At 30.8% G+C, this 26,945-nt stretch carries 28 protein-coding genes; 20 read left to right on the top strand and 8 right to left on the bottom strand.

Annotation, left to right across the window (positions count from 1 at the left end; all coding sequences use genetic code 11):
• The first annotated feature begins 16 nt into the window (after positions 1 to 16).
• Together Q0776_RS04275 and Q0776_RS04280 are read left to right on the top strand one after the other, a co-directional pair.
• A complete protein-coding gene (locus Q0776_RS04275; RefSeq protein ID WP_298365375.1) occupies positions 17 to 598 on the top strand; it encodes a Crp/Fnr family transcriptional regulator in 582 nt (193 codons plus the stop codon).
• 99 nt (positions 599 to 697) lie between these two features.
• Entirely contained in the window at positions 698 to 1,276 is a 579-nt protein-coding gene (locus tag Q0776_RS04280) for a YceI family protein (protein WP_298365376.1), read from the top strand.
• Positions 1,277 to 1,296: 20 nt separating this feature from the next.
• Here Q0776_RS04280 and Q0776_RS04285 read toward each other — a convergent pair whose 3' ends face one another.
• The 3 genes from Q0776_RS04285 to Q0776_RS04295 form a co-directional block, all read right to left on the bottom strand.
• Positions 1,297 to 1,950: an HD domain-containing protein gene (locus Q0776_RS04285; RefSeq protein ID WP_298365377.1), complete on the bottom strand. Its 654-nt coding sequence runs from the start codon at positions 1,948 to 1,950 to the stop codon at positions 1,297 to 1,299.
• 65 nt (positions 1,951 to 2,015) lie between these two features.
• The gene (locus Q0776_RS04290; RefSeq protein WP_298365378.1) at positions 2,016 to 3,227 is read right to left on the bottom strand and encodes an MFS transporter; all 1,212 of its coding nucleotides are present in this window, start codon (positions 3,225 to 3,227) and stop codon (positions 2,016 to 2,018) included.
• A 32-nt stretch (positions 3,228 to 3,259) separates the two neighbouring features.
• Positions 3,260 to 4,213 carry a TIM barrel protein gene (locus tag Q0776_RS04295; RefSeq protein WP_298365380.1) on the bottom strand — a complete coding sequence of 318 codons (954 nt, stop codon included), beginning with the start codon at positions 4,211 to 4,213 and terminating at the stop codon, positions 3,260 to 3,262.
• Positions 4,214 to 4,369: 156 nt separating this feature from the next.
• Between Q0776_RS04295 and Q0776_RS04300 the strand changes: the two genes are divergently transcribed.
• Genes Q0776_RS04300 through Q0776_RS04320 form a run of 5 tightly spaced genes read left to right on the top strand, consistent with a single transcriptional unit; the run spans position 4,370 to position 9,802 of the window.
• Entirely contained in the window at positions 4,370 to 6,082 is a 1,713-nt protein-coding gene (locus Q0776_RS04300) for a GMC family oxidoreductase (RefSeq protein ID WP_298365383.1), read from the top strand.
• A 4-nt stretch (positions 6,083 to 6,086) separates the two neighbouring features.
• Complete coding sequence (locus Q0776_RS04305) at positions 6,087 to 6,710, top strand: gluconate 2-dehydrogenase subunit 3 family protein (RefSeq protein ID WP_298365385.1); 624 nt, start codon at positions 6,087 to 6,089, stop codon at positions 6,708 to 6,710.
• 9 nt (positions 6,711 to 6,719) lie between these two features.
• Positions 6,720 to 7,502 carry a DUF1080 domain-containing protein gene (locus Q0776_RS04310; protein ID WP_298365387.1) on the top strand — a complete coding sequence of 261 codons (783 nt, stop codon included), beginning with the start codon at positions 6,720 to 6,722 and terminating at the stop codon, positions 7,500 to 7,502.
• A gap of 51 nt (positions 7,503 to 7,553) precedes the next feature.
• Entirely contained in the window at positions 7,554 to 8,843 is a 1,290-nt protein-coding gene (locus Q0776_RS04315) for a Gfo/Idh/MocA family oxidoreductase (protein ID WP_298365389.1), read from the top strand.
• A 32-nt stretch (positions 8,844 to 8,875) separates the two neighbouring features.
• On the top strand, positions 8,876 to 9,802 hold the full coding sequence (locus Q0776_RS04320; RefSeq protein WP_298365391.1) for a TIM barrel protein: 927 nt from the start codon (positions 8,876 to 8,878) through the stop codon (positions 9,800 to 9,802).
• A 53-nt stretch (positions 9,803 to 9,855) separates the two neighbouring features.
• Here Q0776_RS04320 and Q0776_RS04325 read toward each other — a convergent pair whose 3' ends face one another.
• Positions 9,856 to 10,266 (bottom strand): BrxA/BrxB family bacilliredoxin, encoded by a 411-nt coding sequence (locus tag Q0776_RS04325; RefSeq protein ID WP_298366389.1) that lies wholly within the window; start codon positions 10,264 to 10,266, stop codon positions 9,856 to 9,858.
• A gap of 233 nt (positions 10,267 to 10,499) precedes the next feature.
• On the opposite strand from Q0776_RS04325, the gene Q0776_RS04330 reads away from it, so the two are divergent.
• Positions 10,500 to 11,240: a TerB family tellurite resistance protein gene (locus tag Q0776_RS04330; RefSeq protein WP_298365393.1), complete on the top strand. Its 741-nt coding sequence runs from the start codon at positions 10,500 to 10,502 to the stop codon at positions 11,238 to 11,240.
• A 254-nt stretch (positions 11,241 to 11,494) separates the two neighbouring features.
• On the opposite strand, the gene Q0776_RS04335 is transcribed toward Q0776_RS04330, so the two are convergent.
• Positions 11,495 to 12,385 (bottom strand): metallophosphoesterase family protein, encoded by an 891-nt coding sequence (locus Q0776_RS04335; RefSeq protein ID WP_298365395.1) that lies wholly within the window; start codon positions 12,383 to 12,385, stop codon positions 11,495 to 11,497.
• A 145-nt stretch (positions 12,386 to 12,530) separates the two neighbouring features.
• Here Q0776_RS04335 and ileS point away from each other — a divergent pair, with 145 nt between their 5' ends.
• From ileS to Q0776_RS04350, 3 genes are all read left to right on the top strand, one after another.
• Positions 12,531 to 15,938 (top strand): isoleucine--tRNA ligase, encoded by a 3,408-nt coding sequence (gene ileS, locus Q0776_RS04340; RefSeq protein WP_298365397.1) that lies wholly within the window; start codon positions 12,531 to 12,533, stop codon positions 15,936 to 15,938.
• Positions 15,939 to 15,942: 4 nt separating this feature from the next.
• A complete protein-coding gene (locus Q0776_RS04345; protein ID WP_298365400.1) occupies positions 15,943 to 16,320 on the top strand; it encodes a TraR/DksA C4-type zinc finger protein in 378 nt (125 codons plus the stop codon).
• Positions 16,321 to 16,395: 75 nt separating this feature from the next.
• Complete coding sequence (locus tag Q0776_RS04350; RefSeq protein ID WP_298365402.1) at positions 16,396 to 17,016, top strand: lipoprotein signal peptidase; 621 nt, start codon at positions 16,396 to 16,398, stop codon at positions 17,014 to 17,016.
• On the opposite strand, the gene Q0776_RS04355 is transcribed toward Q0776_RS04350, so the two are convergent.
• Genes Q0776_RS04355 through Q0776_RS04365 form a run of 3 tightly spaced genes read right to left on the bottom strand, consistent with a single transcriptional unit; the run spans position 17,006 to position 20,785 of the window.
• The gene (locus Q0776_RS04355; protein ID WP_298365406.1) at positions 17,006 to 18,346 is read right to left on the bottom strand and encodes a sulfatase-like hydrolase/transferase; all 1,341 of its coding nucleotides are present in this window, start codon (positions 18,344 to 18,346) and stop codon (positions 17,006 to 17,008) included. The two genes, Q0776_RS04350 and Q0776_RS04355, sit on opposite strands and share 11 nt — an antisense overlap.
• A 5-nt stretch (positions 18,347 to 18,351) precedes the next feature.
• On the bottom strand, positions 18,352 to 19,596 hold the full coding sequence (locus Q0776_RS04360; RefSeq protein ID WP_298365409.1) for a DUF1566 domain-containing protein: 1,245 nt from the start codon (positions 19,594 to 19,596) through the stop codon (positions 18,352 to 18,354).
• A gap of 16 nt (positions 19,597 to 19,612) precedes the next feature.
• Positions 19,613 to 20,785 carry a DUF1566 domain-containing protein gene (locus tag Q0776_RS04365; RefSeq protein ID WP_298365411.1) on the bottom strand — a complete coding sequence of 391 codons (1,173 nt, stop codon included), beginning with the start codon at positions 20,783 to 20,785 and terminating at the stop codon, positions 19,613 to 19,615.
• A 96-nt stretch (positions 20,786 to 20,881) separates the two neighbouring features.
• Between Q0776_RS04365 and Q0776_RS04370 the strand changes: the two genes are divergently transcribed.
• The 9 genes from Q0776_RS04370 to Q0776_RS04410 all read left to right on the top strand — a co-directional run bounded on the left by Q0776_RS04370 (position 20,882) and on the right by Q0776_RS04410 (position 26,894).
• On the top strand, positions 20,882 to 21,214 hold the full coding sequence (locus Q0776_RS04370; protein WP_298365412.1) for a metalloregulator ArsR/SmtB family transcription factor: 333 nt from the start codon (positions 20,882 to 20,884) through the stop codon (positions 21,212 to 21,214).
• 11 nt (positions 21,215 to 21,225) lie between these two features.
• Positions 21,226 to 21,546 (top strand): thioredoxin family protein, encoded by a 321-nt coding sequence (locus tag Q0776_RS04375; RefSeq protein WP_298365415.1) that lies wholly within the window; start codon positions 21,226 to 21,228, stop codon positions 21,544 to 21,546.
• A gap of 148 nt (positions 21,547 to 21,694) precedes the next feature.
• Entirely contained in the window at positions 21,695 to 22,309 is a 615-nt protein-coding gene (locus tag Q0776_RS04380) for a protein-tyrosine-phosphatase (protein ID WP_298365417.1), read from the top strand.
• Positions 22,309 to 23,355, top strand: a complete 1,047-nt coding sequence (arsB, locus tag Q0776_RS04385; RefSeq protein WP_298365419.1) for an ACR3 family arsenite efflux transporter — start codon at positions 22,309 to 22,311, stop codon at positions 23,353 to 23,355. Before Q0776_RS04380 ends, arsB begins: the two co-directional genes overlap by 1 nt.
• Positions 23,352 to 24,068: a metallophosphoesterase family protein gene (locus Q0776_RS04390; RefSeq protein ID WP_298365421.1), complete on the top strand. Its 717-nt coding sequence runs from the start codon at positions 23,352 to 23,354 to the stop codon at positions 24,066 to 24,068. Before arsB ends, Q0776_RS04390 begins: the two co-directional genes overlap by 4 nt.
• Before the next feature lie 62 nt (positions 24,069 to 24,130).
• Entirely contained in the window at positions 24,131 to 24,745 is a 615-nt protein-coding gene (locus Q0776_RS04395; protein WP_298365424.1) for a class I SAM-dependent methyltransferase, read from the top strand.
• Between the two features lie 13 nt (positions 24,746 to 24,758).
• A complete protein-coding gene (locus tag Q0776_RS04400; RefSeq protein WP_298365426.1) occupies positions 24,759 to 25,736 on the top strand; it encodes a permease in 978 nt (325 codons plus the stop codon).
• Between the two features lie 18 nt (positions 25,737 to 25,754).
• On the top strand, positions 25,755 to 26,186 hold the full coding sequence (locus tag Q0776_RS04405) for a nitrophenyl compound nitroreductase subunit ArsF family protein (RefSeq protein ID WP_298365429.1): 432 nt from the start codon (positions 25,755 to 25,757) through the stop codon (positions 26,184 to 26,186).
• Positions 26,187 to 26,894, top strand: a complete 708-nt coding sequence (locus tag Q0776_RS04410; RefSeq protein WP_298365431.1) for an aromatic aminobenezylarsenical efflux permease ArsG family transporter — start codon at positions 26,187 to 26,189, stop codon at positions 26,892 to 26,894.
• Positions 26,895 to 26,945 lie beyond the last annotated feature (51 nt).

Here is a 26,945-nt window from a genome sequence, read left to right on the forward strand (position 1 = left end):
TTGAAAAATTATCCAAATGGATCCAAAGCCTTTATTAGATTGTTTTAAAAAGTATATTAGTTTAACTAATGAGGAAGAATTATTGTTGCTATCAAAAGTTACTTATAGAAAGTATTTAAAAAGTCAATACATTGTACAACAAGGCGATATTTGTAAATTCACAGGCTTTATAATTTCTGGTTGCACAAAAACATTCTATATGGATGATGGTGGGCAAGAACATATTATTTTATTTGCAATTGAAGATTGGTGGACTTCGGATTTGGGAAGTTTCATTGCTCAATCTCCAGCCGATTTTAATGTGCAATGTATTGAAAATACCGAGCTTATTCAGTTTTCTTTTGATGCGATTGAAGAATTATTTATAGAAATTCCAAAACTTGAACGCTTTTTTCGGAAAATTGTAGAACGTGCATTTGTTTCAACACAAAAACGAATTGTTAGAAATTTCAGTCTTACAGCAAAAGAACAATACGTTCAATTTAAAAATATGTATCCTACAATAGAGCAGCGAGTTCCTCAATATATGATTGCATCTTATTTAGGAATTACAAAAGAATTTCTTAGTAAAATTAAAAGTCAATTACTGTTAGAATAGTAAATGTTAACCTACATTAACATAATTTCATAAACTACCTTATTTTTCTCTAAATCAGAGTTTCTCATATTTGTATTGTAATTTTTAAAACAAATAAACATGAAAAATTCAATTAAAAAATTAGTAATTGTTACTATAATTGCTCTTGTTACATTTTCTTTTACATCCATAAAAAAGGAGCAAAAAGATATTAAAATAGAAAACAGTAAATTAGTGTGGAAAGGTTATAAAGTAGCAGGTTCTCATACAGGAACAATTGCCTTACAAGCAGGATCTTTACATTTTAATCAAGACAAATTGGTTGGTGGAGAGTTTACAATTAATATGGCTTCAATTACTTGCACAGACTTAGAAGGAGAATATAAAGGGAAGTTAGAAGGGCATTTAAAGTCTGATGATTTTTTTGGAGTTGAAGAAAATCCAACAGCAAAATTGGTATTCAAAAAAGTTAAATTAATAGGAGAAAACTCCTATAATATTACGGGTGATTTAACAATAAAAGGAATTACAAATGAAATAACTTTTGAATTTTTAGTAAATGGCAATAAAGCGAACGCAAGCTTAAAAATTGATAGATCAAAATTTAACGTTAAATATGGTTCTACAAGTTTTTTCGATAATTTAAAAGATAAGGCTATTTCTGATGAATTTGATATAATGGCAGATTTACAATTTTAATCACAAAATTAGAGATGGTTTTAATTTAAACCATTCCATTCATTAAAAAATTGCTGAAGATATGTTTCCATAAATTTGTGACGCTCTTCAGCAATTTTTTTTCCTGTTTCAGTATTCATTCTTTCTTTTAACAATAGTAATTTTTCGTAAAAGTGATTAATAGTAGGAGCAACTGAATTTTTGTATTCCTCCTTTGTCATATTTAAATTTGGAGCAATTTCAGGATTGTATAAAGGTCTGTTTTTAAAACCACCGTAGTTAAAACAACGAGCAATTCCAATGGCTCCAATGGCATCTAACCTATCAGCATCTTGCAAAACATCTAATTCGGGCGACGAAAAATTTTGGTTAAAGTTTCCTCCTTTGAATGAAATATTTTTAATAATATGTTCAATATGAATAATTATTTCTTCTGAAACCTGTTGACTCTCTAAAAATTCGCGGGCTACTTTTGGGCCAACAGTTTCATCTCCGTCATGAAATTTAGAATCTGCAATATCATGAAGTAAAGCGCCTAATTCTACCACAAAAATATCTACATTTTCTGTAGCGGCTATTAGTTTTGCATTGTTCCAAACACGTAAAATATGAAACCAATCATGTCCTCCTTCAGCATCGCATAAAGATTGTTGTACAAACGATTTAGTATTTGAAATTATTGCTTTTTTATTCATGAGGTAAAAATAAAAAATCCGCCTAATTAATAAGCGGATTTTATTTAAATGTTGTTTAAATAAAGCTATTTAATTCTTAAAGCTTCCAATTTTTTACGATTAAAAAATAATATTCCAAAAAGTACAATTAAAACCATAGGGAATATTGCAATATTACTCAAAGTTTCTTGTCCTGCTATTAATTCTGCTTGTTCTATAGAAACGCCCGATTCAATAGCAGTTGCTTTTGCACCATCTAGCCAAGAGCCGATTACTGGCTGCCAAATACTTGTAGCAAACATTCCTGCTCCTCCAATTAGAGACATTCCCAATGCGCCTGTTTTTGGAAGGTATTCACTTACAAATCCAATCATGGTAGGCCAAAAATAACATACTCCAATTGCAAATAAAATTGCCGATACATATACCATTCCACCAGTTGCAGAACTCATCATATATATTGCAATAAATGCAATTATTGCAGATGCTAATAAAACGCCTGGAGGATTTAATTTGTGAATAATTGGACCTGCAAAATAACGACCAACAGCCATTAAACCAGTTACCATAGCTAAAATTAACATGGGACTTGCACCACTATTACCTAATATTTTTTCAACCCACTGTTGCGTACCCAGCTCTGTTGTTGCTGTTAAAGTCATACAAATTACCATAAAGATAAAAAGTGGTGTTAATAAACTTTTTATATTCATTGAAGTATCGGCAACCATATTTTCGTTTTTTGGAAATTTTTGTCCAAAAAATAAGAAACCATAAAGTAATGTAGGAATTAACATACTTGCAATTTGAAGTTGCCAACTTAAGCCAGCGTCAGTTAAAAATTTAGATAATAATGCACCAATTACAATACCACCTGGAAACCAAACGTGAAACTTATTAAGCATTGTTGTTCTGTTTTTTGAATACATATCTGCTACTAATGGATTACAAGCAGCTTCAACAGATCCATTGGCAAAACCAATAAAGAAAGTAGAAATAAGTAATGTCCAAAAACCACCTGCAAAAATGGTTAATATAATTCCTAATAAATGAGATATAAAAGCGATAATCATTAATTTTCGAGCACCTAAAGTATTATAAACAAGTCCTCCAAAAATTGTAGCAATAGGAAATCCTAAAAAGGCCATACTATTTACCCACCCTAATTGAGTATCTGTTAGGCCAAAATCTGTACCTAATTGCCCTAAAATTCCTGCTCTAATTGCAAATGTCATTGCCGTAACTACTAATGAAATGCAAGCTGCTAAAAAGAGCCTGTTTTTGTTAATTTGTTCCATGTATTTATATATTGGTTTGGTTAATTACTTAATTATGATAATTGATTGCCAACTTTAATTAAAAGATCTCTTGTTAATTCAATTCCCTTTTCTTCTGACACATTGTTGCCTTCAAATTCAATTCCAACAAAACTATTGTACCCAGAATTTTTTACCATTTTCATTACTTTTAAATAGTCAATAGTGGTTTCATTTCCATTTGAATCAAAATCATAAGATTTTGCACTCACGGCTTTGGCAAATGGTAGCAATTCTTGTATGCCGGTATAACGATCGTAATCTTCAATGCAATTTTTATCTTTATCTTTTTTAATACAGAAATTACCAAAATCTGGTAAAGTACCGCAGTTTTTATTTTGAATATTATTGAAAACAGTTTTCATCCAAGCTCCATTTGAAGAGAAGCCACCATGATTTTCTACTAATACATTAATGTTTGATCCTTTTGCAAATTCTGATAGTTTTGATAAGGAATCAATACTGTCTTTTATGGCGTCATCTTTGTTAATTCCACCAGCTAAATTTACTCGAATTGCATGGCAACCTAAAAAATGAGCAGCTTCAATCCATTTATAATGATTTTCTATTGCTTGTAACCTTTGTTTTGCGTCTGGGTTTGCTAATGAACCTTCGCCATCAATCATTATCAATACATTTTTTTGACCTTCCGAATTGGCTCTTAAATTCATTTCTTTCAAATACGAGAAATTTTTTGCCTTATCTTTAAAAAAGCCATTTACATATTCTAAACCTTCACAACCAAAACTTCTAGATTTTGAAGCGAAATCTAAATTATCTATGGTGTTTTTACGTAGCGCTCTGTGTAAAGACCATTGTGCTAAAGAAATTTTAAAAAATAAAGGACTTTTTATTTCAATTATAGAAGTTGTTTTTTCTTTTGAAAATGATTTGCAATTATACAAACCTAAAATAGCTAAACCGGCACTGGCTTTAGATGTTTTAGCAATAAAATTTCTACGCTTCATACAATAGGGTTTTAAAATTAATAGTTTATAAAAATACTTATAAAATGGGTTTTTTGAATTTTTGAATACGCAAATTACTTATTTTATATTAGTTAGGGAATTAGATTCAATTTTTTTATATTTAAAAATTGAATTCAAATATAATTTATTCATTTAATGCAAGAAGAAAAAATATTGGAACATCCCGATAAATATGATGCCATTGTTATTGGCACAGGAATTACAGGAGGATGGGCAGCAAAAGAACTTTGTGAAAACGGATTAAAGACATTAGTTCTTGAAAGAGGAAGAGATGTTAAGCATATTGTTGATTACCCAACTATGAATCAAGATCCGTGGGATTTTAAATACAGAGGTAACAAAAATCCAGAAGATATAGAACAGAAACCCAAACAAAATAGATCTTATGTTTTAAATCCGGCTAGTGCCCACTGGTTTGTAAATGATTTTAAACATCCTTATAATGAGGAAAAGAGATTTGACTGGATTCGTGGTTATCATGTAGGAGGAAGATCTTTAATGTGGGCAAGACAATCTTATAGATTAAGCGATATAGATTTTGAAGCAAATAAAAAAGATGGACACGGTGTAGATTGGCCTGTGCGTTATAAAGATATAGCTCCTTGGTACGATAAAGTTGAAGAATTTATTGGTGTTTCTGGTGAGAACTTAGGATTACCTCAATTACCTGATGGCAAGTTTGGTCCACCAATGGAGTTAAATTGTGTAGAGAAAGAATTACAGAAAAAAATTTCAGAAAATTATTCAGACCGACAATTAACTATTGGAAGATGTGCCCATAAAACTGGAGATGCCGTGCACGAAGGAAGATCTAATTGTCAGTTTAGAGATAGATGCGTAAGAGGCTGTCCTTTTGGAGGTTATTTTAGCAGTAATTCATCAACACTTCCAGCTGCCGAAAAAACAGGTAATATGCATTTGAGACCAAATTCAATAGCTTATGAAATTGTTTATGACGAGAAGATTAAAAAAGCTACGGGAGTAAAAATTGTAGATGCGGAGACAAAAGAGAAGATATTTTTTAAAGCGGATATCATTTTTAGTTGTGCCTCGGCAATAGCTTCAGCAGGTATATTAATGCAATCTAAATCTAAACGATTTCCAAATGGATTGGGGAACGATAGTGGAGAGTTAGGTCATAACGTTATGGATCATACTAGCGGAGCAGGTGCTTCTGCAACAGTTGAAGGTTTTGAAGATGTTTATTATAAAGGTAGACGGCCAAGTGGTTTTTATATACCACGTTTTAGAAATATAAATAAAGAAACGAAAAATAAAGGTTTTTTAAGAGGGTATGGGTACCAAGGTAGTGGAAGAAGATCGAATTGGAAAAGAGCATTAAATGAAATGACTTTTGGAGAAAACTTAAAAGAAGATTTATTAAAACCAGGAGAATGGACTATTAGGATTGGAGCTTTTGGAGAATGCTTGCCTTACCACGATAATAAAATAACATTGAATTATGAGAAATTAGATGAATGGGGATTACCTACTATCAATTTTAATGTTGAATATAAGGAAAACGAATTGAAAATGAAGGAGGACATGAAGAATGAGGCAGTGGAAATTCTAAAAACTGCAGGCTTTAAAAATGTTAAGGGTTATAATAAAAAATCTTTTCCTGGAATAGCAATACATGAAATGGGTTCGGCAAGAATGGGACACGACCCAAAAACATCTATTTTAAATAAATACAATCAAATTCATACTGTACCTAATGTGTATGTTACCGATGGTGCATTTATGGCTTCATCTGCTTGTCAAAATCCATCATTAACGTATATGGCTTTTACAGCAAGAGCGGCAAATCACGCGGTCAAAGAATTTAATAAAAGGCATAAGAAATAATAATATGGACAGAAGATTAGCACTAAAAAATTTGACACTTGGAATTGGGTATGCAGTTGCCGCACCAACTGTTTTTAATTTATTATCATCTTGTACTGAAAAAACAGCATCATGGAAACCATTATTTTTTTCAGAAGAGGAAAAGTTTATGGTTACACAAATAGTGGATATAATTTTGCCTAAATCAGATGTTGTTGGAGCATTAGAGGTTAACGTACCTCAATTTATGGACTTAATGTACTTTGAAGTTGAAAAGGAACCAAATAAAAAAATAGTTCAAAAAGGAGCAAGTTTATTTCAAGAGAAATTTGAAAACACTTTTAATAAATCGATTTTAAAAGGAAGAAAAGAAGAATTTGAACAAATTTTCAAGACGTTTTTTAATCTTTCTGTAGAAGAATCATCTAGGATTTTAAAAGAACAAAAGCAAAAAGAAAAAGCTATTTCACAAGATAGAAAACCTCAATATTTAATGTATAAGTTTTTATTTTCAATAAGACATTATACCATTTTTGGTTACTGCACTTCTGAAAAAGTTGGAGAAAATGTTTTAAGTTACGATCCTATCCCAGGAAATTATGAAGGTTGTGTTCCCTTATCCGATGTTGGAAACGCTTGGTCATTATAAAATTTAAGTATGAAAAAAATATCAATTATAACGGTTTTACTATTTACAATTACTTTTTTATGTAAAGCTCAAAGTAACAACGAAAAATGGGTTTCTATTTTTAATGGAAAAGATTTAACAGACTGGAATGTTAAAATTACTGGCCATAAATTAAATGAAAATTATAAAAATACTTTTAGAGTTGTTGAAGGAGGGGTTTTACAGGTTAATTATGACGAATATGAAAATACCTTTAATAATTCATTTGGACATATTTTTTATAAAAACCCATATTCTAATTATAAATTGCGATTAGAATATAGATTTATTGGTGAACAACTAGAAGATATGGCTAGTTGGGCAACAAAAAATAGTGGTGTTATGATTCATTGTCAATCTCCAGAAACGATGCACATTAATCAAAAATTCCCCGTTTCAATTGAAGTTCAATTGTTGGGAGGTTTAGGTAAAGAAGAAAGACCAACAGGGAATGTTTGTACACCTGGAACTCATATTTATTTAAAAGATGATTTAGAAAAAAAACACTGTATTAAATCAAGCTCTAAAACATTTCATAGAGACCAATGGGTACAACTTGAAATTTTGGTTAAAAACGATTCTATTATTTCTCATAAAATAAATGGAGAAACAGTGATGACATATTACAAGCCTCAGATTGGTGGAAAAGTAGATTTTAATGTTGAATTTTGGAAGAAAAAAGAAGGAGAACCTTTAAAAGAAGGGTTTATTTCACTTCAAAGCGAAAGTCACCCAGTTGAGTTTAGAAATATAGAATTATTAGAAATTAAATAAACATACCAACCCATGAATCAATTCAAAAAAAATCTGTCAAGACGAAATTTTGTGAAAGAATCAACACTACTTACAGGAGGAATATTATTAGCACCTTCTATTCTTTCATCAGCACCATTATTTAAAAGTGAAAAGAAATTAAAATTGGCAATTGTTGGTTGTGGAGGAAGAGGATCTGGAGCAGGAAGCCAAGCGTTAAAGGCAGATGAAAATGTTGAATTGGTTGCAATGGCCGATTTATTTCAAGATAGATTAGATAAAGCTTATAAGAATTTGTCAAGCGCATTTGGAACAGACAAAATAAAGGTATCCGAAGCAAATAAATTTGTTGGTTTTGGTTCATATAAAAAAGCAATTGACGAGGCCGATGTTGTAATTTTAGCAACACCACCAGGTTTTAGACCGCAACATTTTGAATATGCAATTAAACAAGGTAAACATGTGTTTATGGAAAAGCCAGTTGCAACTGATGTGGCTGGGATTAAAAAGGTTTTGGAAGCTGCGAAATTGGCAAAAGCTAATAATCTAAGCGTTGTTGTTGGTTTACAAAGAAGGTATCAGCAAAATTATTTAGAAGCATTTAAAAGAATTCAAAAAGGAGATATTGGAAAAATTATTTCGGGACAAGTATATTGGAATGGAGCCGGAGTTTGGGTAAGACCTAGGCAAGAAAATTGGACTGAAATGCAATACCAAATGAGAAACTGGTATTATTTTAATTGGATTTGTGGCGATCATATTTTAGAACAACATGTTCATAATATTGATGTCGCCAATTGGTTTATTGGCGAATATCCTATACAAGCACAAGGAATGGGAGGAAGAGAGGTTAGAAAAGGAAAAGACCATGGTCAAATTTTTGATCATCATTTTGTTGAATTTGAATACCCTGGAGGAGCTGTAATTTCAAGTCAATGTAGACATCAAAAAGATTGTATGAAACGTGTTTCTGAAACTTTTCAAGGAACGGAAGGAACCGTAAATACAAGCGGAAGAAATATTGCATCTTTAAAATCATACAAAGGTAAGGAGCTTTATTTGCACAATGGTAAAGGAAATAAAAATCCTTACCAAGAAGAACATGACCAATTATTTGCATCAATTAGAAACGGAAAACCAATAAATAATACGGAATACGGAGCAAAAAGCACTATGGCGGCAATAATGGGCAGAATGGCAACTTATACCGGAGAAGTTATTACCTGGGATGCTGCAATGAATTCATCACATTTATTAGTGCCAGACGAAAATTCTTTAACTTGGGAAACTATTCCGCCAGTTGTTCCAGATTTGGATGGGAATTACCCAATTCCCGTGCCAGGCGTAACCAAGATAATTTAGTTAATTTTAGAATTACATAAATAACAAAGTTTATGGAAAGAAGATCATTTATAAAAAAAACTGTAGTTGCTGCATCTGTAGCTGGATTGGGTGTTACAGGTATAAAAGGAATGGAGATACCCGGATTAGGAAGTGAGAATTTAAATCCTTTTAAATTAAAATATGCACCTCATTTAGGAATGTTTAAGCACCATGCGGGAAAAGATGAGATTGATCAAATAAATTTTATGGCAGATCAAGGTTTTGTGGCTTTTGAAGATAATGGTATGAAAAAAAAACCAGTTGAACTTCAAGAGAAAATGGCACAAACAATGTTAAAAAGGAACATGACTATGGGTGTATTTGTTGCTCATAAAATTTATTGGAAGGAGCCAAGTTTAACGTCAGGAAAAGAGAGTTTTAGAAGTGAATTTTTACAGCAAATAAAAGAATCAGTTGAAGTTGCTAAACGGGTTAATGCTAAATGGATGACCGTAGTTCCTGGTTTTGTTGATTTAAAACAAGATATTGGTTATCAAACTGCAAATGTTGTTGAATCGCTAAAATATGCTTCTGAAATATTAGAAAAACATAATTTAATAATGGTTTTGGAACCGTTAAATTTTTTTAATCATCCGGGTGCTTTTTTAAATAAGATTCCACAGGCATATCAAATTTGTAAAGCCGTAGATAGTGCATCGTGTAAAATATTGTTTGATGTTTATCATCAGCAAATTCATGAAGGAAATATTATTCCAAATATTGATAAGGCTTGGAACGAAATTGCATATTTCCAAATGGGAGATAATCCAGGAAGAAAAGAGCCTACGACCGGAGAAATTAATTATAAGAATATTTTTAAACATATTCATTCCAAGGGATTTGATGGTGTTTTAGGAATGGAACATGGAAATTCGTTAGAAGGTAAAGAGGGGGAGCTAGCTGTTATAAAGGCATACCAAGAAGTAGATAATTTTTAATAAAAAAAGGATGGTTTTTAAACCATCCTTTTTTTATTTGTGTATAAAATAAATTAACAATATTCTTCGTAAGCTCCAGCTAAATTAGAAGCAATTACTTCTGCTGGTCTTCCTTCAATGTGATGTCTTTCTAGCATGTGTACTAAAACTCCATCTTTAAATAAAGCAATTGCTGGCGATGAAGGCGGAAAAGGAATCATAAATTCTCTTGCTTTTCCAGTTGCCTCAGCATCTACTCCTGCAAATACGGTAACTAAGTTATTTGGAACTTTATCAAATTGTAAAGATGCAATTGCTCCTGGACGACAAGTTCCTGCTGCGCAACCACATACCGAATTTACAACTACCAAAGTTGTGCCTTCTGTTTGTAACATTTTTTCAACTTCCTGAGCTGTGTGTAATGATATAAAACCAGCTTGCTCTAATTCTTCCTGCATTGGTCTTACTAATTCTGGTGGATACATATTATTTTGATTTTTTTTATTAGACGTAATTATAGGTGCAAACCTACATAATTTTTTTCTTTTCAAATTTATTGAAAAAAACTATTTAATAATTTTGCAACCTTTATAATCAAAATAGTTAGGGTTTAATGGTTTTTTAATGTAAAAAGTTTATTGTTTTTTTAACAATTGCAACTATATAAGTTATTTAAACTACTAATAAAACGATGTATATTTGAACTTTAATTTTATTTATGGGAAATTTTGTAAAATGGCTGGGTGCTGGATTGGGTTTTACCTTTGGAGGACCAATTGGTAGTGTTTTAGGTTATGTAGTAGGAAGTTTTATTGATGGTTTTACTTCGGCAGATGTGGAAAGAGCTAGAACTTATAAAACTTCAAGTAGAAATGCACAATCAGGTGATTTTGAAATAAGTTTGTTACTGCTTTCAGCAACTGTTATAAAATCGGATGGGAAAATTGATCAACGCGAACTTAATTATGTTCGAAGTCATTTTAAAAGCATGTACGGAGAAGAGAGAGCTAGTCATGCATTTAAGCTTTTTAAAGGGTTTATTAAAAACAATAATATTTCAACAAGACAGGTTTGCTTACAAATAAGGCAAAATATGACCCATGCTTCTCGTTTACAACTCATTCATTTTTTGTTTGGAATTGCAAAATCCGATGGAATTGTAACGGAACCTGAAGTAAATACAATTAAAACTATTGCGAGTTATTTATATATCAGTCAGCAAGATTTTGAATCTATTAAAGCAATGTTTTATGATAGTTCAGAAAGTTCATATACTATTTTGGAAATTGAAAAATCGGCAACTAACGATGAAGTTAAAAAAGCATATAGAAAAATGGTAAAAAAATACCATCCCGATAAATTACAACATTTAGGAGATGAGCATGTAAAAGGAGCAGAAGAAAAATTTAAACAAGTACAAAAAGCTTACGAACAAATTCAAAAAGAACGAGGTATTTAATTTTTCCTTTTTTTGTGACCAATTAAAAAAAGCTGTGTCTTATCAATTGGTTAGTGATTAGTTAAAGGGATACAATTAGACCCCAAAGTTTAAATGTTGACCCCGAGATTAAGGAAGCGTCTTTTTTAAGACGCTTTTTTTTGTTTTTAATGTGACTTATTTAAAATTGTGGTGTCATAAGGTAGGTTAGTGATTAGTTAAAGGGATTAATATTTCCCTGAGATTAAGGAAGCGTCTTTTTTAAGACGCTTTTTTTATTTTAAATAACTATCAATATCCTTAGGTCCTTCTAATATAGTTCTAACAATTTGAAGAGTACCATCTTTAGTTGAAATGGTATGCCATTTTATAAGGAAAATTTGCATGTCTACAATTTCAATTCCAGTAATAGATCTTGGGTGAACACAACTTCCATCATTAAAATACGGTAATTCATCTGGTTCTGGAAATCGTGGTCTGTGAGTATGGCCTGCAATAACCATTTGGTTATTATTACTGTCAATCCATTTTTTTAAACGTTTTTCAACTCTTAAAAGTTCTTTAAAATTTTTAGCCGGACTTGTTGGGTCTTTAATTCCAAGTATTTGCAAAGGTTTCCATAATACTCTTACTAAAAATCTACTCCATTTCCATAATACATAATTAAAAAAGTCGGCCTGATGTCCATGTATTAATAAAATGTTTTTTTCAAATCCTTCAACGTCTAAAATAATACTTTCGTTAAACTTTAAACCTTTTAATAAATCTTTATCTGTTGAGGTTATTTCATCAAAATAAGAGCCTAATAATTTATCAACTTTTTTATCTTTTCTTAAAACCATATCATGATTTCCCCAAATCATATGAAGTTTTCCTTTTAAATGAAAGTCCCTTAGCAGTAAAAATACATTTTGATGAGCTTTAAAAATTTCATTAAAATTTCTATTTTCCCAAAGCTCAATTCCATCACCTAACTCTATATAAGTAAAATCCTTTTCGTAATAGTTTCTTAAAGCATGAAAGTAAATGTTTCTATTATGGGTAAAATCATCGGCATAACTATTATCACCTCTATGGCAATCGCTAAAAAACACAAATTTTGAATCACAATTCAAAGGAATTTTCTTAGCATTTTTATAAGAATTTGAGATAATTTGTTGAATCATTTTTAAAATGAGTTTTGTTTTAGGTATAAACTTAAAATAAAACTTCTAAAATCGATTATTTAATCAGGTATTTTTTGCTATTTATAACACTATTATTTTGAAGAAAATACGTAATTTCGCAAACTAATTGAATTAAGGGTAAAAAATGAGTAAAAAATTTAGAGAATATAAAGGATTGAACCTCACTAAAGTAGCCAATGAGACTTTAGCGTTTTGGGAAGCAGAGAATATTTTCGAAAAAAGTATAGCTACAAGAGATGAAAATAAACCATATGTATTTTTTGAAGGACCACCTTCAGCTAATGGTTTACCTGGTATTCATCACGTTATGGCACGTGCTATTAAAGACATATTTTGTCGTTATAAAACCTTGCAAGGCTTTCAAGTAAAACGAAAAGCAGGTTGGGATACTCACGGACTACCTATTGAATTAGGTGTTGAAAAAGAATTGGGTATAACCAAAGAAGATATAGGTAAAAAAATAACAATTGAAGATTATAATCAAGCGTGTAGAACTGCAGTAATGCGTTATACCGATGTTTGGAACGATCTTACAAAACGTGTGGGTTATTGGGTAGATATGGAAGATCCATACGTAACCTACAAGCCAAAATACATGGAAACAGTATGGTGGCTGTTAGCTCAAATGTATAAGAAAGATTTAATTTACAAAGGTTATACAATTCAACCATATTCACCAAAAGCAGGTACTGGTTTAAGTTCTCACGAATTAAATCAGCCGGGAACTTACCAAGATGTAACGGATACAACTGCTGTTGCACAGTTTAAAGCTGTAAAAAATACATTGCCAGAATTTTTACAAAAAGTAGATGGAGATGTACACTTTTTAGCATGGACAACAACTCCTTGGACATTACCTTCAAATACAGCCTTAACTGTAGGGAAGAAGATAGAATATGTATTGGTAAAATCATTTAACCAATATACTTTTGAACCAATAAATGTTGTTTTAGCTAAAAATTTAGTTGGTAAACAATTCGGTAAAAAATTCTTTGCTGTTGAAAATGAAGCCTTACTTTCTGAATACAAAGCAAATGATAAAAAAATTCCATTTATAATAGTTCAAGAATTTAAGGGAGCTGATATTTTAGAATCTAAATATGAACAATTATTAGCATATACACTACCGTATCAAAACCCAGAAAATGCTTTTAGAGTAATTGCCGGAGATTTTGTAACTACTGAGGATGGTACTGGAATTGTGCATACTGCTCCAACATTTGGTGCAGATGATGCAATGGTTGCAAAACAAGCATCTCCAGAAGTACCACCAATGTTAGTGTTAGATGATAACGGTAATCCTGTCCCGTTAGTTGATTTACAAGGAAGATTCACTAAGCATATGGGTGAATTTGCGGGTAAGTATGTTAAAAACGAATATTACAATGATGGTGAAGCTCCAGAACGTTCATTAGATGTTGAAATTTCGATAAAATTAAAAGAAGAAAATAAAGCATTTCACGTAGAAAAATATCGTCATAGTTACCCACATTGTTGGAGAACAGACAAGCCAGTTTTATACTATCCATTAGATTCTTGGTTTGTAAAAGTTACGGAAAAACGTGACAGAATGTTTGATTTAAATGAAACAATAAACTGGAAACCAAAATCAACAGGAGAAGGTCGTTTTGGAAACTGGTTAAAAAACGCAAACGATTGGAATTTATCACGTTCTCGTTTTTGGGGGATTCCATTACCAATTTGGAGAACTGAAGACGGAACCGAAGAAATTATGATAGGTTCTGTTGAGGAATTAAAAGCTGAAATGAAAAAATCTGTAGAAGCAGGTTTAATGAAGGAAGATATTTTTGCTGATTTTGAAGTTGGAAACATGAGTGAAGAAAACTATGATAAAATAGATCTTCATAAAAATGTGGTTGATGGAGTAATCTTAGTTTCGCCAAAAGGACAACCAATGAAACGTGAAAGCGATTTAATTGATGTTTGGTTCGATTCTGGTTCTATGCCTTATGCACAATGGCATTACCCATTTGAAAATAAAGAATTAATAGACGAGAAAAAATTCTTCCCTGCAGATTTTATTGCTGAAGGGGTTGATCAAACTCGTGGTTGGTTTTATACATTACACGCAATTGCAACAATGGTTTTTGATTCTGTTGCTTATAAAAACGTGGTTTCTAATGGTTTAGTTTTAGATAAGGAAGGCAAAAAAATGTCTAAACGTTTAGGAAACGCTGTAGATCCATTTGAAACAATGGATAAATATGGAGCAGATGCTACACGTTGGTATATGATTTCAAATGCAAACCCTTGGGATAATTTAAAATTTGATGTTGATGGAATTGATGAAGTGCGTAGAAAATTCTTTGGAACTCTATACAATACTTATTCTTTCTTTTCATTATATGCAAATTTGGATAATTTTACTTATGCCGAAGATGAAATAGCTATTAAAAATAGACCAGAGATTGATCGTTGGGTACTGTCGGAATTAAATACGTTAATAAAAAATGTCGAAAAGTTTTATGAAGAGTATGAGCCAACAAAAGCGGCACGTGCAATTCAAGAATTTGTTGGTGAAAATTTAAGTAATTGGTTTGTTCGTTTAAGTAGAAGACGTTTTTGGAAAGGAGAGTATGGGCAAGATAAAATTTCGGCTTATCAAACGTTATATACTTGTATGCTAACAGTGGCCAAATTAGGTTCGCCAATAGCACCATTTTTTATGGATAATCTTTACAAAGATTTAATATCCGTATCGGGAAAAGAAAATTTTGAATCTATACATTTAGGTGAATTTCCAAAAAGCAATGAAGATTTAATTGATAATAAATTAGAACATAAAATGCAACAGGCTCAAAAAATATGTTCAATGGTTTTATCGTTACGTAAAAAGGAAATGATAAAAGTACGTCAACCATTACAACGTATTATGATTCCTGTTTTAAATGAAGAAGATCGAGAAGAAATTTTGGCTGTTGAAAACTTAATTAAATCGGAAGTAAATGTTAAAGAAATTGAGTTAATAGATGATGCCTCAGGTATTTTAGTAAAGACTATAAAGCCTAATTTTAAAGTACTTGGGCCAAGGTTTGGAAAAGATATGCGTTTTGTTGGTCAAGCTATCCAGAATTTAACTCAAGAAGAAATAGCAATTGTTGAAAAACAAGGAGAAATTTCTATTAAAATAAATGAAAAATTAGTAAATTTAGCACTAGAAGAAGTGGAAATTACTTCTCAGGATATTGAAGGTTGGTTGGTAGCAAATCAAGGTAGTTTAACGGTTGCTTTAGATGTTACCATTACAGAAGAGTTGCGTGGAGAAGGGAATGCGAGAGAACTAATAAACAGGGTTCAAAATTTAAGAAAAGAAACAGGTTTAGAAGTAAACGATAGAATTCAACTGATTATTCAAAAAAATGATATATTAGAGCGTTCTATACAAGCGAACGAAGCATATATAAAAACAGAAACTTTGACAAGCGAGTTAGTGTTTAAAGATCTTTTAGAAAAAGGCACGGAAATTGCTTTTGATGATGTAAACACTAAAATATTAATTGAAAAAATTTAATACTATGAATGAAAATAATAGATATTCCGATACAGATTTAGCCGAGTTTAAAGATATTATAAAAGATAAAATAGCTCATGCGGAGGAAGACCTAAATTTATTAAAAAGTTCATTTAAAAACGATAGTAATAACGGTACTGACGATACTTCCCCAACTTTTAAAGCTTTTGAAGAAGGATCAGAAACTATGTCTAAAGAAGCAAATGTTCAATTGGCAATTAGACAAGAAAAGTTTATTAGAGATTTAAAAAATGCTTTAGTTCGAATTGAAAATAAAACCTATGGTATTTGCCGTGTTACAGGAAAACTTATTCAAAAAGAACGTTTAAAATTAGTTCCTCATGCTACATTAAGTATTGAGGCAAAAAACATGCAATCGTAAGTAAATTAACATTTTTATTATTAAGAAGCTTCTTTTAAAGAAGCTTCATTTTTTATACTAGTACCTGAAAAACCATTGAAATTGAAAAAATCTTTAATTATTATAATAACAGTTTTGCTAATAGATCAAATTAGTAAAATATATATAAAAACTAATTTTTTGTATGGAGAAGAAGTAGTTGTTTTTGATTGGTTTAGAATTCATTTTATTGAAAATAATGGTATGGCTTGGGGAGCCGAGTTAGGTGGTAAAACAGGGAAATTATTTTTAACTGTTTTTAGGTTATTCGCTATTGTAGGTATAGGTTACTGGTTACATAGTTCAATTAAAAAAAGTGCTCCGGGAGTTTTAGTTATTGCTATTTCGTTAATTTTTGCTGGTGCAATGGGTAATATTATTGATTCAGTTTTTTACGGTGTTATTTTCGATACCCCAAACAATGGAGTTGCTACGCTTTTTGCCGATGAACCTTATGGTAAATTATTGTTTGGTAAAGTTGTAGATATGCTTTATTTTCCAATTTGGAGTGGGGACTTACCAAGTTGGATTCCTATTTGGGGTGGTAGACCATTTACTTTCTTTAATGCAATTTTTAATGTAGCAGATGCAGCTATTTCAATAGCTGTTGGTATTTTAATAGTTTTCAATAAAAAAGCTTTTCCAAAGGAAGAAGAATCAATGGAGATTACGGATTAATCTCTGCTAGTTTTATAACCAATTCATCCTTTATTTTACTATCACTTTCGTTTAATGGAAGATTATTTACTCTTAGTAAATCTTTTGTTTCAAAAGGTTTTTCGTTTAGATTGAATAAAGATTCTGAACCATCATCAAATAGGATGTATTTATGGGTTTTATTTCTAACAGTTTTACTTAGTAAATTTGAATTTCCTTCCATTTCTGAGTAAATATAGTCTCTTTTTCCTTCACTAGTTGTAGATAATAATTCATGAAAACTGAAACTGTCGTTAATGTTTGAAACATTAATGCCTGCTAAATTAGCAATTGTAGCATATAAATCTGTTAGGTTAATTAGTGCATCTTCAGTATCATTTATTCTAGCAACATTTTTACCCGAAATTATCATTGGTACATTAATTCCACCTTCATAAAGAGATCCTTTTGCTCGTTTAGAATTATATTCTTGGGCAACTGCTCCGGGTGTTCCGTTGTCACCAATAAAAATAATAACAGTATTTTCTTTTTCTTCAGAAGTCATACTTCCTAAAAGACGTCCAATTTCAGTATCCATTGCTTCTAACATTGCTAAATAGTAGGGCATTGGATTTGCTTTAATACTTGCCTCATCGGTTGGTAAAAAGCCTTTCGAATGTAATTCGTTTGGTGGTAAATGAAATGGCGTATGAGGGGCATTGTAAGCTAACCATAAAAACCAAGGATCGGTTTGGTCTTTAACCCAGTTTATTGCTAAATCGGTATATTTTGTTGTGTTATAATCAGTTGAATTGGTGGTTTCACCATTTATATTTAAACTCCAATTATTGTAATCTTTTAAAGAACCGATTAACGAACCAGCATAATAATCAATTTCCATTTGGCTAGGATGATTACTATCTTTAGATAAATGCCATTTTCCAATTACGGCATTACTATATTTATTTTCTAAATTCTGATTTATGTACTTTTGAATTGATGTTTCAGAGGTGGAAAGTACATCATCAACCTTAACTACATTTGTTCGAAAGCCATATTTACCTGTTAAAATTGTTGCTCTTGTAGGCGTACATGTTGGGTTAGACCATACGTTGGTGAATTTTACACCACTTTTTATTATATTTTCTAAAGTTGGCATTATAGGTTTTTGACTCCCAATGTTGTAGCCAGGTGTTGCATCAAGACCCATATCATCAGCTATTATTAAAAGAATATTTGGTTTATTATTTTCACCTTCTAGTTCGGTTAAATTTGTATTTGTGTCAACAATATGTTCAATTTCATTGCTATTTGAACATGAAATTATTACACTAAATTGTACGAATATTAAGTATTTAAGCAGCTTTTTCATAAAGTCTAATTAATTGTTCTTACGCAACGAACATAATTATATACATACCTAACATCTCCTTGTGGACCAAAAAATTGAGGATAATCATTTTTATTACCACTTTTAGGATCACTACGTTGACAGCCAGCTCCATGAACATCCATTAAAGTGCCATTCATTTTTCCTTGTCCAGTTCCAAAGGCAATATAAACGGCGGAAGAATATGGATTTGCACCATCCAAATGGCTTGTTCCAGTCCAATAAAATGGATATTGACCTTCGTTTCCATCAGGGTCAGTAATTTCGGTGCATTCAAAAAGTGGGTCAATGGCAGGTGAGTTGCTAGTTTTTGGAGACCGGTTGTAATCTACAATACTTTGTAATTCTTTTGCATTTGGTAAACGCCAATCCGATTTGTTTCCAAGTGTTAAACCTTGCGCATATGCTAAAGATTCTTCCCAATTTCTAGAAGTTCCATCATCAGATTTTTGCCACATTAAACCAGTTGATAAATCACTTATAGTTCCATCTCCATTATCAATAAAATTGTTTTTACCATAATTAGTATTTCCTCTAACCATTCTAAAATACATTTTGTTTGCTGCACCAGAACTTGGTTTAAATTTAGGATATCCTTTTATGCGACCATCAATAAAATTTACGCCAAAAACAGTTTCAATATTTATCATTGTTGTTGAAACATATTCGGTTGAAGACCAAGTTTGAGCATCAATTTCTCGTTCGCCAATTGAAGTATCACCTAATTTTTGAGTAAAGTAATTAGTGTCTATAAACAAATCTATCGCTACTTCACCTTTTACTTTACCTGAAAATAGTATTAGTGAATATAATTCTTTTATGGTTGGAACCCTCCAATCATTATAACCTCCTAAAGTTGAGTTGGACGCTTTTGTATACGCTTCAGTAAATGAAATTTTTTCACCCATATCTTGTTCCCACATTAATCCGGTTACGTTATCTGTTATAGTTCCATTTCCATTATTTGTATACGAAGGTTGATTTCCGCTGTAGTTAGCATCTTGTCCAAAAAAAGAATCGTTTGTACCTGGTTTTGAAATTATTGCATCATTGTTGTAATAATCGGTTACGCCGGTATCTACAATTGAGTATGGTTTATCTGGAGTTGGTAATTCAATAACTTTGTCGTTTTCATTATCTTGGTTATTTATATTAGCATCATCATTATTGTTTTCACAAGAAATAAGGAATACAAATAATAAACCTAAAAAGGTAAATTTATTAAGTTTCATATTTTTTTAATGTTTATTAGTTTGTAGTTCTAACACAACGAACATAATTATATACATATCGAACATCGCCTTGAGGGCCGAAAAATTGAGGATATTCATTTAGATTTCCACTTTTTGGATCGCTACGTTGACAACCAGCACCGTGAACATCCATTAGTTTGTTACGCATTTTACCTTGTCCTTCTCCAAAAGCAAAATAAACAGCGCTTCCATAAGGGTTTACACCATCTTTATGTGTGGTTGAGGTCCAAAAGAAAGGATAATTTATATTTCCATTAACATCTTTTATTTCTGAAGTAACGAAAATAGGATTTATAGCAGGTGAGTTTGTTGTTTGTAATGAGCGTGTATAATCTACAATGCTTTGTAATTCTTTTGCGTTTGGCAATCTCCAGTCAGATTTATCTGCAAGATTTAAGTTTTCGGCATAGGCTAAAGATTCCTCCCAATTTCTTGAAATTCCGTCATCGGCTTTTTGCCACGTTAAACCAGTTGATAAATCACTTATGGTTCCATCTCCATTGTCTATAAAATTATTTTTACCGTAAGAAGTATTTCCTCTAACCATTCTAAAATACATCATATTTGGTTCTTTGGTACGGGGATTATATTTTGGATATCCTTTTATTCTTCCATCAATAAAATTTACTCCAAATACTGTTTCATCGTTACGCATAGTTCTACCTACATATTCTGTTGAGGACCAAGTTTGTGCGTCAATCTCCCTTTCATTTTTTGATGTGTTGCCCAAAGGTTGTATAAAGTAATCGGTATCTATAAACAATTCTATTGAATGCGCTCCTTTCACTTGTCCGGTAAACTGAATTAATGAATACAACTCTTTAATAGTTGGAACACGCCAATCGGTATAGCCACCTAAATTTGAATTTTTAGCCTTTTCAAATGCTTCATTAAAAGTTATTTTTTCACCCATATGTTGTTCCCACATTAATCCAGTAACATTGTCAGTTATAGTTTTGTTTCCATTATTAGTGTAGGATGCCTGATTTCCAGAATAGTGAGCATCTTGTCCGTAAAATTTGTCATTTTTATTAGGTTTTTTAATAATGGAACTGTCGCTATAAAATTCATTAACTCCTGTGTCAACAATAGAGTAACATTGTTTTTGAGCATAATTGCATTGAAACCCAAGCATTGTAATTAATAGAAGTCTACCTAATATTTTCATTATTTGTTTTTTGTTTGAAGTTTAGACTATAGAATTTTAAAAAAGTTTAAAATATTTTTGAAATTAAGAATCTTATCGTACATTTGCGATGAACTTATGAAACGAACAAATCAACAAATAGATTATTTAGCCGAAACCGAGCGATTAGCTAGGTTTGCAAAGGCACTAGGACACCCAACTCGTATTAAAATTTTAAATCATTTAGAAAATCAAAGCTGTTGTTTTACAGGTGATTTGTTAGAGGTTATTCCGTTAGCGCAATCAACTATTTCTCAGCATTTGAAAGAGTTGAAAGATGCAGGATTAATTCAAGGAGAAGTAAATCCACCTAAAATTAAATACTGTATTAATAAGGAAAATTGGGAATTGGCTAAGAATTTATTTAACGATTTTTTCAGTAAGCAAATTTTAAACGAATCGTGTAGTTAAAAAAAGTAAAGATGAAAATAATAAAAATTTTAGGCACAGGCTGCCCAAGTTGCGTAAGTACAGAAAAAGTAGTTTCTGAAGTTGTAAACGAACTAAATTTAGAAGCTAAAATTATAAAAATTACTGAAATAATGGATATTATGATGTACGATGTTATGCGTACCCCGGCAATTGTAATTGATGAAAAAGTGGTTTTAAACGGGAAAGTACCTAGTAAAGAAGAAGTTAAAGCTATGCTGGTTGATAACTTTTCAAACAATGCTTGTTGTTCTGATGAGAATTTAAATGATTCATGTTGTTCAACGGACGAAAAAGAATCTGGTTGTTGCTAAATCAAGAGCTTTACTAGTGTTTATTTACTGGAGAATAGTCAAATGTTTGAGAAGGATTTCACTATAATAAAGACTTGTGAATAAATTTCTACAAAATTAAAATACTTGAAACAACATAAAGAAAATCAACTAACTAAAAAATTAAAAAATGATATTTCAAGAAATAAAAAATACAATAATTTCTTTAAAGAAATTAGAAGTTTCAAATGAACGAAAGTTGGCATTAAAACCTTTAATTAACTATATTCAATCTAAAGTTGTAGAAGATAAAAATGTAAACCTAAACTTTATTTGCACGCATAATTCACGCAGGAGTCATTTGTCACAGGTTTGGGCACAAGTTGCAGCTCATTATTTTAATGTTAAAAATGTACGTTGTTATTCTGGAGGTACAGAAGCTACAGCAATGTTTCCTATGGCAGGGAAAGCATTAGAATTAGCAGGGTTAAAAATATTAAAATTGACAGAAGGAAGTAATCCGGTGTATAGTATTAAATATGACGAAAACGAACCTTCTATAATTGCATTTTCTAAAACATATGACAATGAATTTAATCCAAAAAGTGAGTTTGCAGCAATAATGACGTGTAATAACGCAGATGTTGGTTGTCCTATTGTTCTGGGTGCTGAAGCACGATTTCCTGTAAAATATGACGACCCAAAGTCTTTTGACAATACACCACAACAAGCTGAAAAATACACGGAACGAAGCAATCAAATAGGTTCTGAGATGTTATATGTTTTTTCTCAAATTAAGAAATAATGAAAACAAGACTTAAATTTTTAGACCGTTTTTTAACATTGTGGATATTTTTAGCAATGGCATTAGGAGTTGCAATAGGATATTTTTACCCTCATATGGCTAGTGTAACCGAATCGCTTTCAGTAGGAACTACAAATATTCCTTTAGCAATTGGCCTAATATTAATGATGTATCCACCATTGGCAAAAGTTGATTATAGCTTAATTCCAACTGTTTTTAAGGATACAAAGTTAATGTCCATGTCCTTGTTTTTAAATTGGATTGTTGGTCCAATTTTAATGTTTGCACTGGCAATTATTTTTTTAAGAGATGAGCCAGGTTATATGTCTGGATTAATTTTAATTGGGTTGGCACGCTGCATTGCAATGGTAATTGTTTGGAACGATTTAGCAGGAGCAAGCAGAGAATATGGAGCAACATTAATTGCGCTAAATAGCGTGTTTCAAATAATAACTTATAGCTTTTATGCTTGGTTGTTTATAACAGTGTTACCTGCTTATTTCGGACTTGAAGGATTTGATGTAAATATTACTATTTATGAAGTTGCACAAAGTGTATTAATTTATTTAGGAATTCCTTTAGTAGCCGGATTTTTAAGTAGAAAGTATATAATTAAATATAAAGGAGAAAATTGGTACAATAGAAAATTTATTCCATTTGTATCGCCAATTACATTAATTGCTTTATTAGCAACAATAGTACTAATGTTTAGTTTAAAAGGAGATTTAATAGTTGAAATTCCATTAGATGTTTTAAAAATTGCAGTGCCTTTAGTTATTTATTTTGTGTTGATGTTTTTTGTAAGTTTCTTTATGGGGAAGGCTATGAATATAGATTATAAAAGAAATGCAGCTGTGGCTTTTACAGCAACAGGAAACAATTTTGAATTAGCTATTGCAGTGGCAATTGCAGTTTTTGGAATTAATTCTCAACAAGCATTTACGGGTGTTATTGGCCCTTTAGTTGAAGTACCGGTTTTAATTGGTTTAGTAAACGTATCACTTTGGTTGAAGAAAAAATATTATAGTAAACCTATTAAAGCATGAAAATAGTTTTCTTTTCTGACATACACGCCAATTTACCAGCGCTTGAAGCTTTTTTTAAAGATGTAGAATTGATTAAACCTGATGCCATTTATTGCTTAGGAGATTTAGTTGGTTACAATGTTTGGACAAATGAAGTAGTAAACGAAATTAGAAAAAGGAAAATTCCAACAATAATGGGAAATCATGAAGAAGCTCTATTGAAACCTATTAGTAATGAAGATAAGCTGTCAAATAAGGTGCTGACAAGAGCCTTGGTTAGCGAAGATAATAAGGACTATTTAAAAAATTTACCTAGACATTTATCGCTTTCGTTTTCTAACAGTGATCAGTTTTTTAACTTATTAATGGTTCATGGAAGTGTAAAATCAATTACAGATTACATGGTTGAAGATTATCCTGAAAATGAAGTTTTGGAAATGATGGAATTGAGCAAAGCGGATGTATTACTATGTGGACATACACACAAACCATTTTATAGAATAATTGAGAAAAACATGAAACAAAAACATATAATTAATATTGGTTCAGTTGGAAAATCTAAAGATGGAGACCCCAGAGTTTGTTACGCTGTAGTTAAATTAAATAAAGAAGCAATCTCAGATATAGAAGTAATATTTCGAAGAGTTGATTACGACATTGAAAAATCAGCTAAAGCCATTGAAGCAAGCGAGTTTAGTAACCATTTTGCAAAGGCATTAAGAATTGCTAAATAATTGAATTTTTAGTTAAAGTTGCACATTAAATTTAGTTAAAAAATTACTCAAGTTAGAATAAAATGAAAGCATTTTGGGATGAAAGATATAGCGCAAATGAATTTGCATATGGTGTGGAGCCTAATGTGTTTTTTGAAAAAGTAATTAACGACTTAAAACTAAAAGGAACTATTTTATTACCGGCTGAAGGAGAAGGAAGAAATGCTGTTTTTGCTGCTAAAAAAGGTTTAGACGTTTCTTGTTTCGATATGAGTTTACAAGGAAAACAAAAAGCTTTAAAACTGGCTTCATTAAATAATGTAAACATTAATTATGTTGTTGGGGAGTTTTCTGAAATCAACTTTAAAGAAAATTCATTTGATGTAATAGCTTTAATATATGCACATTTTCCTTTGAATGTAAAATCTCAATACCATCAAAAAGTAACTAAATGGTTAAAAAAGGATGGAATATTAATTTTAGAAGGTTTTAGCAAAAAACAGCTCGAAATTAATAAAGAAAATAATAAGAGTTTTGGGCCAAAAAGTATTGAAATGCTTTATACACTTGAAGAAATTGAAAATGATTTTAAAGCACTAGAAAGAATACAATTGTTTGAGGAAATTATTGATTTAAATGAAGGAATTCATCATAAAGGAAAAGGATCGGTAATACGTTTTATTGGAAAAAACACTTAAAAATAAATAACATATGTTCGAATGGATAGAGCATTTAGCAGATTGGTTGGTTTTTACGATTTTTAATTTAGAAAAAGGAAACCGTTTAACAGAAGCCCTACACTTTTTTATTTACGATAGTATAAAAATATTACTATTAGTTTTTGTAATTATTTTCTTAATGGGAATTGTAAATAGTTATTTCCCTGTTGAAAAAGTACGTAATTATTTATCTCGAAAGAAATTGTATGGTTTTGAATATTTAATGGCATCACTTTTTGGTGTTGTTACTCCGTTTTGTTCGTGCTCATCTGTGCCATTATTTATTGGTTTTGTAAAAGGAGGTATACCACTGGGTGTTACTTTTGCTTTTTTGGTTACATCTCCTTTAGTAAATGAGGTTGCTATAGGTTTGTTTATTGGATTATTCGGATTAAAAACAACTGTAATTTATGTAGTAAGTGGTGTTTTATTAGGAACAATTTCAGGAATGATTCTTCAAAAATTAAAGTTGGAGAAATATCTATCTCCCTGGGTGCAACAAGTTTTAGCAAATTCCCAAAAAGAAACAGAGGCATTTGAATTAGAAGGAACTTCTTTTAAAGATAAAATCCCCTCAATTTGGAATGAAACAAAGAATATTTTAAAAGGAATTTTACCTTATGTTTTGGTAGGAATAGCTATTGGTGGTTTAATGCACGGGTATATTCCAAAAGGTTTTTTTGAACAATACATGAGTAAAGATAATTTTTTTGCAGTTCCTTTAGCAACAATTATGGCGGTTCCAATGTATATGAACGCTTCAGGTGTATTACCTGTAATTCAAGTATTGGTTTCAAAAGGCATTCCTTTAGGGACGGCAATTGCCTTTATGATGGGAATTGTTGGTTTATCGTTACCCGAAGCTATGTTGCTTAAGAAAGTTATGACCGTAAAATTAATAGGTATCTTTTTTTCTGTAGTAACTTTATGTATAATAATTTCAGGATATGTTTTTAATATAATTTTTTAACTAATAAATAGATCACAAATGAAAAAGCTTAGTGTATTAATTTTGGTAATAGGAGTATTATTTTCTTGTAAAGAAACTTCAAAAAAAGAAGCAGAGGTTAATAAAAATTTAACCAATAAAATTGAGGTAATCGATTTTCATTCAACTCATAGGTGTATGACATGTAATGCTATTGAAAGCAATACAAAATATACTTTGGAAACTTATTTTTCTAAAGAATTAAAAGCAAACAAAATTACTTTTAAAACCATAAATGTTGATGAGGAAGAAAATTTTAAAACAGCGGAAAAGTTTGAAGCAACCGGAACCTCATTATTTTTAAATGTAATTGTTGATGGTACTGAAACAGCCATTAATTTGACTGATTTTGCTTTTATGAATGGAAGGGACACAAAAGCATTTTCGGATGAGTTGAAATCTAAAATTGATGTTGAGTTAGCAAAAATTTAAATGGAAATTTTAAAATCATTGCTCGAAAATTATAATATCCCTATAGTTTCGGCATTAATTTTAGGGTTAATGACATCGATAAGTCCCTGTCCTTTAGCAACTAATATTTCGGCTACAGCTTATATTTCAAAAAATATAACTAGTAAAAAAAAGGTTTTCTTAAGTGGAATTATTTATTCATTAGGACGAGCTTTTAGTTATACTATAATAGGAGTTATTTTATTTTTAGGTGCTAGTAAGTTTCATATAGCAAAGTTTTTTCAGCAAAATGGCGAAAAATATTTAGGACCTTTGCTAATTATTATTGGCTTGGTTATGCTTAATATTATAAGATTAAATTTTTTAAACAAAACTAATTTTACTGATAAACTAGCAGAGAAATTTACAGGAAACGGTTTGTTGGGTTCATTTTTAATAGGAGCAATTTTTGCTTTGGCTTTTTGCCCATATAGTGGAGCTCTTTATTTTGGAATGCTAATTCCAATGACAATTTCTAGTGTAGATGGATTATTTTTACCAATTGTTTTTGCTTTTGGTACTGGAATTCCGGTTATTTTATTTACATATTTATTGGCTTTCGCAGCAGGAAATGTTGGGCTATTTTATAATAAAATTTCAAAAGTAGAAAAGAGAATTCGAAAAATAACAGGTGTAATATTTATAATAACGGGGATTTATTATATTCTTATTTTTATGAAATTAATTTAAAAAAAATGCTCGCTAATAACGAGCATTTTTTTAAAGTTTTTAGCTTATTTA

The sequence above is a fragment of the uncultured Lutibacter sp. genome, from assembly GCF_947495725.1.
GTDB lineage: Bacteria > Bacteroidota > Bacteroidia > Flavobacteriales > Flavobacteriaceae > Lutibacter.